This is a genomic window from Methylosoma difficile (genome assembly GCF_054657615.1).
On the sequence record NZ_BAAHYJ010000005.1, the window covers coordinates 218,330 to 231,113 of the forward strand.

General features: G+C 46.6%; 12 protein-coding genes. 5 read left to right on the forward strand and 7 right to left on the reverse strand.

What is annotated here, in order from left to right; genetic code table 11:
* Positions 1 to 17: 17 nt before the first annotated feature.
* Complete coding sequence (locus ACYQ1O_RS14410; protein ID WP_459992705.1) at positions 18 to 2,582, reverse strand: YbcC family protein; 2,565 nt, start codon at positions 2,580 to 2,582, stop codon at positions 18 to 20.
* Positions 2,583 to 2,839: 257 nt separating this feature from the next.
* Complete coding sequence (locus tag ACYQ1O_RS14415) at positions 2,840 to 4,492, reverse strand: SulP family inorganic anion transporter (RefSeq protein WP_459992707.1); 1,653 nt, start codon at positions 4,490 to 4,492, stop codon at positions 2,840 to 2,842.
* Between the two features lie 395 nt (positions 4,493 to 4,887).
* Between ACYQ1O_RS14415 and ACYQ1O_RS14420 the strand changes: the two genes are divergently transcribed.
* From ACYQ1O_RS14420 to ACYQ1O_RS14440, 5 genes are all read left to right on the forward strand, one after another.
* The gene (locus ACYQ1O_RS14420) at positions 4,888 to 5,319 is read left to right on the forward strand and encodes a putative toxin-antitoxin system toxin component, PIN family (protein WP_459992709.1); all 432 of its coding nucleotides are present in this window, start codon (positions 4,888 to 4,890) and stop codon (positions 5,317 to 5,319) included.
* Complete coding sequence (locus ACYQ1O_RS14425; RefSeq protein ID WP_459992710.1) at positions 5,316 to 5,534, forward strand: CopG family ribbon-helix-helix protein; 219 nt, start codon at positions 5,316 to 5,318, stop codon at positions 5,532 to 5,534. The genes ACYQ1O_RS14420 and ACYQ1O_RS14425 overlap by 4 nt, the downstream gene beginning before the upstream one ends.
* A 322-nt stretch (positions 5,535 to 5,856) precedes the next feature.
* Positions 5,857 to 6,141, forward strand: a complete 285-nt coding sequence (locus ACYQ1O_RS14430) for a BrnT family toxin (RefSeq protein ID WP_459992711.1) — start codon at positions 5,857 to 5,859, stop codon at positions 6,139 to 6,141.
* Complete coding sequence (locus ACYQ1O_RS14435; protein WP_459992713.1) at positions 6,128 to 6,361, forward strand: BrnA antitoxin family protein; 234 nt, start codon at positions 6,128 to 6,130, stop codon at positions 6,359 to 6,361. The genes ACYQ1O_RS14430 and ACYQ1O_RS14435 overlap by 14 nt, the downstream gene beginning before the upstream one ends.
* 66 nt (positions 6,362 to 6,427) lie before the next feature.
* Entirely contained in the window at positions 6,428 to 7,231 is an 804-nt protein-coding gene (locus ACYQ1O_RS14440; RefSeq protein WP_459992714.1) for an HNH endonuclease, read from the forward strand.
* Between the two features lie 234 nt (positions 7,232 to 7,465).
* Here the strand turns inward: ACYQ1O_RS14440 and pgaD are convergent, their stop codons facing one another.
* The 5 genes from pgaD to ACYQ1O_RS14465 form a co-directional block, all read right to left on the reverse strand.
* Entirely contained in the window at positions 7,466 to 7,900 is a 435-nt protein-coding gene (pgaD, locus tag ACYQ1O_RS14445) for a poly-beta-1,6-N-acetyl-D-glucosamine biosynthesis protein PgaD (RefSeq protein ID WP_459992715.1), read from the reverse strand.
* The gene (gene pgaC, locus ACYQ1O_RS14450; RefSeq protein ID WP_459992716.1) at positions 7,878 to 9,233 is read right to left on the reverse strand and encodes a poly-beta-1,6-N-acetyl-D-glucosamine synthase; all 1,356 of its coding nucleotides are present in this window, start codon (positions 9,231 to 9,233) and stop codon (positions 7,878 to 7,880) included. Before pgaC ends, pgaD begins: the two co-directional genes overlap by 23 nt.
* Before the next feature lie 4 nt (positions 9,234 to 9,237).
* A complete protein-coding gene (gene pgaB, locus ACYQ1O_RS14455) occupies positions 9,238 to 11,151 on the reverse strand; it encodes a poly-beta-1,6-N-acetyl-D-glucosamine N-deacetylase PgaB (RefSeq protein ID WP_459992718.1) in 1,914 nt (637 codons plus the stop codon).
* A 255-nt stretch (positions 11,152 to 11,406) separates the two neighbouring features.
* A complete protein-coding gene (locus ACYQ1O_RS14460; protein WP_459992719.1) occupies positions 11,407 to 12,198 on the reverse strand; it encodes a hypothetical protein in 792 nt (263 codons plus the stop codon).
* Between the two features lie 219 nt (positions 12,199 to 12,417).
* Positions 12,418 to 12,675, reverse strand: a complete 258-nt coding sequence (locus ACYQ1O_RS14465; RefSeq protein ID WP_459992720.1) for a hypothetical protein — start codon at positions 12,673 to 12,675, stop codon at positions 12,418 to 12,420.
* Positions 12,676 to 12,784 lie beyond the last annotated feature (109 nt).

Sequence of the window (12,784 nt, forward strand, 5' to 3'; positions counted from 1 at the left end):
ACCAAACTGACTGGGTACTAAGCCGCTTTCAAAATATGCACCGGAATCGTGTGCCGTTCGCCGCGAATAATGACGGCGGAACTGTCTGCCGTCGGCACTTGGTAATCGCTAGGCAATTCGATTTTTTCCCAGCCGCTTTGGTGGTAAAAATACAGCTCGCGGCTTTCAGGATGGCAGGCTGCCAAGCGTACCCAATCGTTATTCAGCCATTCCATCAAGGCCGCGCCTAGTTTGGTGAAAGCCTTATCCAGCAGTTCGGTGCTTTGCTCAATCACAATCAACAAGCGTGACGGCTCGTGGACTTCAATCATTTGCGACGGCAAACCGGTGCGTAAATCGCCTTCGACACCGTTGGCTACGCCCAGCAGACCAATGACGTTATGCGGCAATTTTGTGCCAGCGCCATACACGGAGTTATCGACGCGTGAGAACAAATATTCCAAATTAATGCCGCCGCACACCGGAATCACCGCCGAGAGGATTTTGACGATGATGTTGCCTTCGGGGTCGGTGTTGGGATCGTAAGAATGCAAGAACGAACGGCGGTCTAAAAACAGGCCGCTGGTCAGCTGCCGTCTGCCGACGACTGCATAGAGATTATTGGAATGGTTCAGCTCAGGCCTCGGTTCAAAAATCGACGTTGCCCGTGCTTGTACGTGGGCGTGGGCATCATCGTGGTCGTGGCCTTGTGGTGCCAATTCAAACCAGCGGCAACGTTCCAAGGCGTTTTTGTCCAACGCTTGCGCCATTGCTGCTTGGAAGGCTTCCAGGGTTTCGGTAGGGTAGCCTGCCAATAAATGTTGGTCGAAATAGGTGATTTCATCGCGGCTGGTGTTGTGCAATGCGCCGACGAAAAGCGTGGTGATAGGGATGGTAATGCCGCGTTCGCGTAAAATTTCGCGGACTTCCAAACTGTTCGCCATCCATGCAAACGCCCGCGCATTGGGTGCGCCGGGTTTGCCGGAACACGCGCCGCAATCGTAAGCGGCAAAATGCGGGTTGTTGGTGCTGCTAGAGCCGTGCGCGACCACGACCACCAACGGCGCAAAGTTTTTGGTCAGGCCAATATTGCGTAACAAGCCTTCAATTTTGTCCGCCATTTCAATGTAAGAAAAGCCCAGCAAACGCCCGTCTTCGGTGGGTTCGTCGCTTTCGCGCAATAAATGCAAATGCGTGTGCGCCGAGACTTCGCTGAGTTTTTGAATTTTTACCAATTGCGTGCCAGGCCGGAACACATCCCACAACATTCGTCCGGCATAGCTAAAACCTAACAATTGCGTATACAACCAGCCACGGAATAGCGAATGCGGTTTGATGTGCAAATCTGACAAGCCATCGGTGATGGCCTTTTTTTCCGGCTCGGTTGCCAAGCTGGTTTCTAAAATCAAATGCTTGGGGCTTAAGATGTTGGGGCATTGGGCGACCGGATACGCATCGTCAAAACCTTGGTATAAAAAGTCGATACCGAAAAAACCTGCCGCGCCGAAGGTTTCGATGGCGGGGTTGGCTTCTTCTAAATAACGGCGTAGTGAACACTCGCGGTCATCAATACAGAAGAACGCTTGGGCAATCGGTGTGGGCTTGGGTTTTTCCGCAGGCGCAGGTTGGCGTTGCAAGCCTGCCAATAATTCCGCGTGCAGCGAGTATTCCATGGCTTCGTGCCAGATTTTTAACGACAGCGGCACAGTAGCTTGTTCTTCATAATCGCTAAGCAGCGGAATATCGCCTGTTGCTGGCAATTGCGCGACAGCGATAAAGTGATCGCCGCGTTTTTTCGCCATAATGGCCCACTCCACCAACAGCTCCACGGCAATCATTTCTTTTAGGGAAATGTTGCGCCGCTCCAGCAAGGCTTTTTTATCCAGTTCAATCAAGCGCACCATACCAGCCCAGCCTGGATGACCTAGCAGCATTTCCAAAAGATATTGTTCGTACAAGGCTTCATTGCCAACCAAGCGATGTAGGCAGGCCGCAATCACATCATCAGGTGTGCCGTTGAGCATTTCCCGCATGGTTAAGCTATCGAAAGGGTATAGCGGCAATAAGCTGTTTTGCGCTAAACGCCACACGCAATCCCAAAACGATTCGTCCGGTTTCGCTAAAGTCCAACGGCTGATGCCTTGGTCGAGAAAATTGCCCAGCAAGCGGAACATCACCGGATGCACTAGCGAATTCAAATCCACTTCCAAGTGACTGATCCAGCGATTGCGGATGCCGTGGTTGGCTAAGGAAATCGGCGGGTAATGTTGGCTGTGGTCAACAATGAATAGATTGGTGCGTAACAGCGGGAAATGCTCGGGCGTGTAACCGGATTGTTTGATGGCCCAATCAATAGCGAAATCTTTAATCCGGCCTTTTTGGTACATGGCTTGGTAATCTGCCATCGGCAAATAACTGCGTGCACCGAACACTTTAGCGGCAACCGCTACGCCTTTGTGGAACGGGTAATGTTGTACCGCGTGTAAGGTGTTGTGGTGGATGAAATCTTTAATCGGACCTTGGGTGGGCAGCCAATGGGCAATATGCTCGATGGCGGTATCCAAATGGAAGGGGTGGTTGTTGGTGTGTCTTGCTAAAGTCATGAGCTGACTCCTAATAGGTTGAGAAAATTAATCCTCCCAACGGATGTGGCTTTTAGGTGTTGGGGTTAAGGCGTTGCTGAACAAAGCCTTCGACAGGCTCAGGCCGAACGGTAACTAATTGATTCCGTTCGTGCTGAGCTCGTCGAAGCATGAATGGAATCAATTAGTTCAGCGATTCCTTAGTAAATAACCCCAACTTGCATTGCGGTGGCGATAAACCTTTCAGGTTTTAAAAACCTGAAAGGTTTTTTATCAGCTTAATCCCACTGGACGATACGACGAGCTGCTAAAGGATGATCGGCATAAGCTTGGTGGTATTCCAAGCCTTCAAAAAGACATTTTCCGCCTTTGCCTTCGTAATCGTGTTGGAAATCGTGGAAGAATTCCATCACCGAGTGGTCCAGCATGTAAGCGTTGTTTAATTGAAAAATCACGGTTTTGCCTGCTTCGATTGCCAATACGGCATCTTTTAATTTCAACATGTTGGAGAAAATAGCCGCGCCACTGACTTCTACCACTACATCGCCGGAATGGGTTTGTTTAATTTCGAACTCAATTTTGAACAAGTTGTTGAACTTAACGCCGCGAATTAAATGGATGACGATTTTAGTCACGATACCAATCGCCACGCCCACCAATAAGTCGGTGGCAATCACGCCAATAATGGTGATGATAAAGATCAGCATTTGTTCTTTGCCCAAATTTAACACCTTGCCGAATTCTTTCGGTGATGCCAAACGGAAGCCAGTAAACACTAACAAAGAAGCTAAGGCAGCCAAGGGAATGCTATGGATTAAGCGTGGGAACAAGGCCACGAACAACAATAAAAACAAGCCGTGGAAAAAGTTCGCCCAACTAGTTTTTGCGCCATTGCTGACGTTGGCAGAACTCCGCACAATCTCGGCAATCATCGGCAAGCCGCCAACCAAACCTGCCAATAAATTACCGGCACCGACCGCAGTCAAATCTTTATCTAAATTGGAATGGCGTTTGTAAGGGTCTAATTTATCCACCGCCATTGCACTCAATAAACTTTCTAAGCTGCCTACTAAGCAGATACTAATCACGGCTTCCCAAAATTCCAGCGTGGCGAATTTGGAGAAATCAGGGAAGTAAAAGCTAGACATGAAATTATCGGAAATGGCGACCAAAAATTTCGGGCCAATGATGGCTTCGTGATGCGGCAAAAAAGCCGTATCGGGCAAGAACAAGTACATATGTTCATGTTCCAAATCAAAGTAATTGCCCAAACCAATGCCCACCAAAACCACCACCAACGGTGCAGGAATCATTTTTAACAGCGGATTTTTCAGCATCGACCAGATAATTAAAATCACCAAACCAGTGCCGCCGATAATGGCAATTTCTGGATTCAAATTCATCAAGCCTTGCGGAATTTGCATCATGGTTGAAATTAAACTACTGCCTTTTTCTGGCGAGCTGCCCATCACCACAAAAATCTGTTTAGTCATGATGATGATGCCAATCGCCGCCAACATGCCGTGGACGACCGATGCCGGAAAAAATGAGCTTAAGCGTCCGGCTTTAAAAAAGCCCATTAAAATCTGGAAGACACTGGCGACCACGATAGCCGCCAAAGTGTAGCGGTAGCCCGCCATAGCATCGCCTTCACCCAGCGCTTGCACCGCGCCCAAAACCACCACAATCAAACCCGCCGCTGGGCCGTTGATGGTAACGAACGAACCGCTTAAACGTGATACCAAAATGCCGCCGATAATGGCGGTGATAATTCCTGCTGAAGGCGGAAAACCGGAAGCCATCGAAATGCCCAAACACAAAGGCATGGCAATTAAAAACACCAAGAAACCGGACAATAAATCACTCTTCCAGTTTTCTTTCAAACCGGCGAATCCGGTTTTGGGTAATGCAGATAGGCTGCTAATGCTCATCGTTTATCCTCTAAATTAAGGCCAATTACGGACTGCTTTTTCACTGCAACCGATAGCGTTTCCCTAAGCGAGCAGTGATGACACCAGCAATGAAGCAATTGCCGAGCCAACTTGTTGATGCGAGTGAAAAGTCTTGACGATTTTTTTAAATGATTGAAAAAATAGACTTTGTTTTTGACGGCTGCTGTTAGCCGAAAGCGGGCGGATGCCTTGGCAAGGATGGCGAGCGGTTGAAATAAACCTGCCTTGGTGGATTTCAACCGCTGGAATTGGCGGGTGGTTTAAAAAAACTATTTTGTTTGGGCGGGTTTGCCCGCTCTGCTAAATTGGATGAAAGGTAAAAAATCCGGCCTGTGATAGAATTATTTAGTGTGCATATATGATGGCAGATTTGAATGGCGATTAAAGTTGTAGTCGATACCAATGTATTAGTCGCCGGATTAATCGGCGGAAAAGGCCCAAACCGGGAAGTGCTGCGCCGCTGTCTTTTAGGTGAATTGCAACCGTTTGTCGGCAACGCGCTTTATCTTGAATATCAAGACCTGCTCAATCGAGAAAACATTCAACGGCTTTGCCAGCAAACATCCGTATCCCTGATGGAATTTCTGGACGGCTTCGCGCAAGTTTGCACACCAATAGATGCCCGTTATCTCTGGCGACCTAATTTAAAAGACGAAGCTGATAATCATTTAGTCGAACTGGCGATTGCCGCCGGAGTGGCTTACATCGTCAGCAACAACACAGCGGACTTTGCCCAAGCCGAACTCAAACACCTAGGCTACCAAGTCATCACCCCAGAAAACTTGTTGAGGTTATTAAAATCATGACCACTTTATCCATACGCTTACCCGACGACATGGCAGAACGCCTGAAACACATCGCCAAACTGCGCGACATCAGCCTGAATAAACTGATGTTCGAACTTTCTACCCAAGTATTAGCGGAAGAAGATGCCAAACAACGCTTTTTAGCCGCCCAATTGCGCGGTAATCCCAAAAGGGCTTTGCAGATGTTGGATGAATTGGAGGGTTTGGGGCTTTAGTATGCTTGTTCCCAAGCTTGGAGCTTGGGAACGAGTAAAATGGCAATTCCATTTAAAATTGATATAGTCATGTAGTCATGTAGGGTGGGCAACGCTTTTCTGCCCACCAATCATGCCGCAAAAGGTGTACCCAAAGGGCATAAAAGGTACGAGCATCTGTCGAGTGACGCGAATGGTGCGCCTCCTATCGTCGGCACATCTTATACAGTGAACACGTCCAAACGTAAGCATTGGTAATCCACGCTTTGCTGAACGGCCTATATTCAGAAGCGATTTTTTAATGTGGTATACTTTTTAAACAATCAGTTACCAACAAAAACTCATGCAATTTGAATGGGATAAAAACAAGAATAAGCTAAATCAACAAAAGCATGGTGTTGCTTTTGAAGAAGCCCAAAAGGTTTTTGATGATCCCTTACAAATTTCAAAATTGGATCACCGATTTAGTTATTTTGAAGAGCGATGGATAACCATTGGCGCAACCCAAACAGGGCATATTTTAGTTGTCGCCAATCTTTTTTTTACCGATGATGGCGAAGAAATTATCCGCATCATTTCAGCACGACATGCGAATCCAAACGAGAGGGCAAATTATGAAAGATATTGAACAACGTGCCAGCTTTGACGATTTCGAGCTGGACGATAATTATGATTTTAGCGACGGGATTCGTGGGCGTTTTTATAAACCCAAAAAAATCCGCACAACACTTCAGCTAGATGACGATATTTTGTTGTTTTTAAAAAAGCAAGCGAGTGAAAAACATGTCAAATATCAGGTGTTGGTTAATACTTTGCTGAGGGATTATATGAGTGAGGCTGTTAAGTAAGTCTTCCAGCCGTTGGGGTTTTATAAAACATCAAGTCAGTATTCAATGCCACATCGCGTTTTTCGAATGGAATATTACGGCACATATAGTTTTGCCGCTCTGATTCAAGACTTAGCTTTTAACGGTTTTGATCTGTCTGAGATATTTGATGATTTTATAAAAGACCTCTCAAGTGATGTGTTTCGCCCTTTTTTAAAGTTTAGCGTTCTTCACCAATTTATTGCTTTTGTAGTACGTCGGAATTTTGAAGAAGAAGTCGATGATGTTGTTCTTGATAGCGTTGTAAATAACAAAAATTACATACTTTGGGTTGATGACGCCCTAAAAACCTACAAGATAACTCACCTAGAGTTCAACGATTGGTTACGAAAAAACTCTCTCACTGTAGAAAAGCTAGAGCATGAAGATACCATACTTGAATACTATGAATACCTTTATGAAATAGGCACATTCAAAGAATTGCTTCAGAAGATTGCTGATGAAGTATTTTTTGTTCTTTTGATAAATCGAACTTTTCTATATCACTTCAATAAGCAATTAAGCGCACACATCGCGAAAATCAAAACTCAAGATTTACAGGAATGTCAAATTAAGCACTTCAAGAATGACGGTGTTTTAAAACGTGTGAATATTCCGATATGGGCACGAAATGCCGTTTTCTTTCGAGACAGAGGGATTTGCAGCAACTGTCAGAAAAATATTTCCGGTTTACTCAACTTAAATAACTCAAAGCATTTTGATCACATAGTTCCCCTGATCTCTGGCGGTTTAAACGATATATCAAATTTACAATTGCTTTGCGAAACATGTAATCTGCATAAAGGTAGCAAAGCAATTCCGGCATCAAACATTTACGGAAAATGGTATTAATAAAAAACGCCTAACCACGCTACCTTAAGATTACAAACCGCTTAAATTATGTCAAACGCGATAAGATGCGCTACATAGGATGCTGTACCCAAGGGCATAAAATGTACGAAGCGCATCTTTCGAGTGACGCCAATGATGGGCTTCCTACCCAAAGAACTCCGCAAAAGCTTACAACCCCGTTCCAGCTTGGTGAAAAAACCTGTTTTTTTCACTCCAGTGCTGTATCGCTCCTGCCTAACCCTCACGTATCGCCTTAATATGCCCGCTGTCATCAAAACTTACGGTGACTAACTTGGCTGCTTTGCCTTGCGCCAACTGTTCAGCATCAATTTGAAAATAGCCGCAGAGTTGTTGGTTATCAACAACGGGCTTAGCGTTGGCGGCGGGCGGCTTAATGACCTTTCTTAACAAACTCCAAACAATCCACAACAAGGCAATCACCAAAACCACCCCGCCGTAAATCTGCAACAATTCCAGCAAAGTTTTGTAGCCGCCGAACCAGCGGACTTCGTTGGACAGGCTTTTTACTCCCAACAGCCAGCCTGATAAGGTCAGCAGCGGTAACAAAAAATACAGCCAGAGCAGCCAGCTTAAGGCGGCGACGCAAAAAGCCCCGCTTCTTTGCATCTTGGATTGCAAATGCGGTTTATTGATGATGAGTTTTTGCATGATCTTTTAAGCCCCTGTCCAAAGTCACCCAAACCGCGCGTTGCCCGCGTTTTTTCCGCACGGCTTTAATGAAGCCATTCACCGCCGTGCCGATGTTGATTAGCCAATACACAATCGGGTACCAAATAATCCAATAATAATATCTGCCGCCGGATTGCTGTTCGTAGCGGGCATCAATGCTGAGGCTGACGGCAAATTGCAGCAAGCAGGTGAGGCTTAATAACATGCTGGTCCAACTCGGCGATAAATCGCCCAGCATGGCTTGTGGATTGTCTAGCCAGACATGCAGCGGGGCTAGCAAAATCAACAGCAGCACCGTTAATGACCACAGCAAGCTGATGCAGCATTCCAAATACAAAGGCCACATTGGCAAGGCGCGGCGGTTGAACAGCGAGGAAAAATAGCGCATCAGCACTTCCACGCCGCCTTGCGCCCAGCGGCTGCGTTGCCGCCACAAGCCGTTCAAGGTTTCCGGCATCAACACCCAACATAAGGCTTGGGTTTCAAAGGGGATTTGCCAGCCCGCCAATTGTAGTTTCCAGCTGATGTCGATGTCTTCGGTAATCATGTCTGGACTCCAATAACCCACCTCATGCAAGGCGGATTTGCGGAAGGCGGCGATGACGCCGGAGATGGTAAAGATGCGTCCGTAGCTGCGTTGGGCGCGTTTTATCATGCCGACAATCGCCGAAAATTCGCCGACTTGGATTTTGCCGAGCAAGGTGGAGCGGTTGCGGATGCGCGGGTTGCCGGTAACTGCGCCGACTTTGGGGTTGCTCAGAAAATGCCGCAGCATCCAGGCGACAGCGTTGTCCGCCAGCAAGGCATCGCCATCAATGCAGACCAAATACTCGCTATTCGCCAGTAAGGCGGCGGTGCGTAAGCCGACCGCTTTGCCTTGGTTGCTGGCTAAATTCACCACCCGCACTTGCGGATGTTGCGCCGCCAGTTCTTGCAAGATTGCCAAGGTGTTGTCTTTGCTGCCGTCATTAATAGCGATAATTTCGTAATTCGGGTAGTTCTGGTGCAGCAAATGGCTGATGGTTTCGCGGATGTTTTCGCCTTCGTTATAACAAGGGATGAGGATGGACACGGGCGGGTAGTCGGGCAATTCCGGCGTTGCGCTGAGTATTGCCGGATTGCGCCATTCCTTGCGGAAAAAATACAGGCTGCCGCCGATCATCCAAATGTAGGCCATTATCAACGGATAATAAAAAACAAACAGCGACACCGCTTCTTCAAGCGCTTGCCAAGGCATGGCTTCCAGTTGTTCTTGCCAAATCCACAATTGGCTAGTCAACCAGTGGTTAAGCGAATCTACCCATGCACCCATTGTTTTAATTGTCCGTCACGATCACGGAAAACGCGGGTTGTAAGCGTTTTAACTCCGGTTGGTCGTTAAAAAAATCGTCGGGGTAATAGCCAATATGCTTCGCGCCCAGTTTTTTCAATAATTCCAGTTGGCTGATGAAAGTATCCATCGGGATTTTCTGTTTCTTCTCCCAATCGGTGGTTTGCAGTTCAAACACCATTTTTTTCAAACCGTCGGGATATTGCGCGGTTTTTTCCACCAATTGCTTTAGCCATTGCTCAGGATTGCTGGCCTTTTCCATAAACGGCATGGCTTCGACGGCGACATAATCGTAATGCGCCAAAAACACCGGAAACGATTGTGCAAACCATTCTTCACTTTGCGGTTCTAGCAAGGGCAAGGCGTAAAAGTTGCGCGCGGTTTTGATGCCAGGACGGTAATAGCGGACTTTATCGGTCAAACTGTCAGTGAATTCGGCAAGCAAGGCGGTTTTGTGTTGACCCCAACGCAACCGTAATGCCGGCGATTTTTGAATGCTAGCGACATCGGCAGGTAAGCCCCAAACGTCGTGGGTGAAGTTCATCGCCAACTCGGACGCGTCTTCAAAGTCCGACAAAATGCCGTCGTCATGGAATAGCAAACCGTCAAAGCTGCAATATTTCGCTAAGTCTTCGTAAATTTCGCTGATGAACTGGCGCGCTTCTGGATTGAAAGGCGAAAGTCGTGTGTAAATATGCTGCGGCACTTGGGCTTTGCCATCGCGCCATTCTTTTACATACCATTTTGCGGGGATGTTGCCCTGATACGCCAAAATCGGCATCCAGGCATACACCTTCATTTTGGCGATGGACTTAAATTGCCAAGCCACGCGGTTGAACAAATCCCGCCGTACTGGCAAATGGCGATTCGGGAAATACAAAGCATCGGCATTGCCGTCGCCATCGGGATCGGCATAGGCTTGCAGATAAACGGTGTTGGCACCGCTGTGCAGAATGCGCTCAACCTCGCGCGCCAAATTGGCTTCGGTCTGCTTTTCGTCCGCGTCGTAAATGTAATCCAAATCCACATGCGCCACCCGTAACTGCCGCGACAAGCGTTGTTTGGTCATCAATTCGGCAAACTCATGGCTATTGGGGTTGCCATAAATCATGATGCGTTTGATGGTGTTGATGTCCGCCAAGGTATTGCTGCCGTCTTCCAAGTTCATGGTGATGCCCAAGCCCGCCATTTTTGCCGCATCAACGGCGATGGCGTTGTATTCGCCATAAGGCCAGACCATCACCCGAGGCCGCACCGCCAAATTTTGGAAAATGAAATCCGCGCTTTTGCCGATATGCTGGAACAGCCGTTGCCGATAAGCATCATCTTTTTCGTATTCATCATATTCGTTGTCGTAAATCCGCGTGCTGACCGCCGCTTGTTCATTGCCTTGCGGATTGGCGGTGACGCCATGATGCAAATCGTCACTGTGCGAAGCAATCTCCACCAAACCGGAAGCCACCACTTCGCGCACTTCGGGCCAGGTCATCAAGGCTTGGCTGGGGCGATTGCTTTGGGCGTTGTCGCCATCCATCCACGCACCCACTAACGCCAACGTTGCCGGATATTTATATTTTTTCAACAGCGGAAAAACGTATTGGTAAAAGCTTTTATAGCCGTCGTCAAAAGTCAGCATCACCGCTTTTTCGGGCAGCGGCTTACCGCCAGCGGCAGCGTCCAGCAATTGTTGAGTGCTGATGATGGTGTAATGGTGGCTTTTTAACCAATCCAGATGGTCAACGAAATTTTTGATGCTGACGGCAATGCTGTCGATGGGGTCTTGGCTTTCAACAATGTCGTGGTAATTGAGGACTAAATAATGGTTGTTTGGCGATTGCGAACTGGCGGGAAAGGCTAACAAAAACAAGAAAAAGACAACAAACGGCCTGATTAGAAACATGGTGACGATAAGCGCTGTAAAAATTCGCTTATTGTACCCAATTGTTATCAGATAAGTGCTGGTTTAAAAAGGCAAATGGTGTGTGTATAAAGAGTAGACACAGGGAAGTAGGGTGGTTTCGCCGATAGGCAAACCGCCATCGCTAATACAATACGATGGCTTCGAAATGGTGGATTGCTGGCGCGAATCCACCTTACGAGTTAGGTATTAACTGCCAATGACAAGATAAATCAATTGGACAAAATTGAAACAAGATCACTTTGCTTCTACCTTTTTGAGTCTTCCGAGAGTAGTCCGACGAATTCCTAATCCTTTATCTTCGGAAAGTTTCGCTACTGTGACTAAGCCATCTAATTGAAGAGTCTTAGGATCATAGGACGCTGAAACTACAGTATCTCCGTAGATTCGGAGAACGACAAAATTTGAGCTACCGTCCAACACATTGAATTCCTCTTGTTCAATGGCACTACGGCGACCATCTCCATACGCGAACACCATTATTGCGATAACAAATTTCAGCGTAATTTTAGTAACCCTGTCGAATTTACCAAGAAAAAGCGCGTATATGTCGTTATCTCTGGAATCTATTCGTGCTTGCTCGGCGATTTTGTTCTCGTATCCAACGATATCTTTTTGCGATATAAGTGGAAAAACAAACCATAAAAAGACAAGGGATCCCATAATTCCAACGAACCACCACCAACTAAGGCCAGTTACGATATAGGGGTACAAAGCAAAACCTACGATTAGGCTAATCCCAATTGCGTTCCGAAAAACAGAGAAAAGCAAGCGGTCACCGTATGGCGCAAAAATCCAAAGGAGGTTCACCTTTCCAATATAGGCTATTGCACCCCATACAAGTGCTTTAGCTGCGGAGACCAAGCCAATATGTGATGTAGCAATTAGCTCTTGGGGAATAGAAAACTGGTCGGCGTATCCCGTTTCCCGAACAAGAAAAGCAGTATATGCAGTTGCTGTGAGAATAATCAAAATCACTCCTTCGTATTGAAGGAGTGATTTGGGTAGAGATGATTCTTCTGGTTGCATATGGGATACCTAACGTTAAGTAAACACCTTTTCAGGTGTGATAGAAAACCCAAAAAACGGCGTTTATTATTCACCTACCGTTTTTTGAATCAAGAAAATAACACTTTAGTGAAGTAGGGTGGTTTCGCCGATAGGCAAACCGCCATCCCTAATACAATACTATGGTTTCGAAATGGTGGATTGCTGGCGCGAATCCACCTTACAAGTTTGTACACTCGACTACAAATGATTCGGACATTTGCCAAACTCTTTTATAAATTTTTTAATTAGCTCTTTATCATCAGACGACCATGTAACTTCAGCAGAGGTTTCTAAAGAACTATATGGTGATGGTAATGTTTCTTTATAAAGACAACTAAGAACCCTATCATTTGGTGGTTCAATATTCACACTTGGCGCAAAGTCTGTTCTTTCTGAACCACCTACCCATCCAGATGGAGTCAAATGCCATTCTTTCCACTCTTTACTAGTTGCCATTTATTTTATCCAAGCCCAACGTTAAGTAAACACCTTTTCAGGTGTGATAGAAAACTCAAAAAACGGCGTATATTTTTCACCTACCATTTTTTGAATCAAGAAAATAACA

Bases quoted from the DNA above. Each gene is read 5' to 3' on its own strand.
- ACYQ1O_RS14410 (WP_459992705.1), bottom strand. From the start codon at position 2,582: ATGACTTTAGCAAGACACACCAACAACCACCCCTTCCATTTGGATACC.
- pgaB (WP_459992718.1), bottom strand. From the start codon at position 11,151: ATGTTTCTAATCAGGCCGTTTGTTGTCTTTTTCTTGTTTTTGTTAGCC.
- pgaC (WP_459992716.1), bottom strand. From the start codon at position 9,233: ATGGGTGCATGGGTAGATTCGCTTAACCACTGGTTGACTAGCCAATTG.
- ACYQ1O_RS14430 (WP_459992711.1), top strand. From the start codon at position 5,857: ATGCAATTTGAATGGGATAAAAACAAGAATAAGCTAAATCAACAAAAG.
- ACYQ1O_RS14415 (WP_459992707.1), bottom strand. From the start codon at position 4,492: ATGAGCATTAGCAGCCTATCTGCATTACCCAAAACCGGATTCGCCGGT.
- ACYQ1O_RS14425 (WP_459992710.1), top strand. From the start codon at position 5,316: ATGACCACTTTATCCATACGCTTACCCGACGACATGGCAGAACGCCTG.
- ACYQ1O_RS14460 (WP_459992719.1), bottom strand. From the start codon at position 12,198: ATGCAACCAGAAGAATCATCTCTACCCAAATCACTCCTTCAATACGAA.
- ACYQ1O_RS14435 (WP_459992713.1), top strand. From the start codon at position 6,128: ATGAAAGATATTGAACAACGTGCCAGCTTTGACGATTTCGAGCTGGAC.
- ACYQ1O_RS14465 (WP_459992720.1), bottom strand. From the start codon at position 12,675: ATGGCAACTAGTAAAGAGTGGAAAGAATGGCATTTGACTCCATCTGGA.
- ACYQ1O_RS14420 (WP_459992709.1), top strand. From the start codon at position 4,888: ATGGCGATTAAAGTTGTAGTCGATACCAATGTATTAGTCGCCGGATTA.
- pgaD (WP_459992715.1), bottom strand. From the start codon at position 7,900: ATGCAAAAACTCATCATCAATAAACCGCATTTGCAATCCAAGATGCAA.
- ACYQ1O_RS14440 (WP_459992714.1), top strand. From the start codon at position 6,428: ATGGAATATTACGGCACATATAGTTTTGCCGCTCTGATTCAAGACTTA.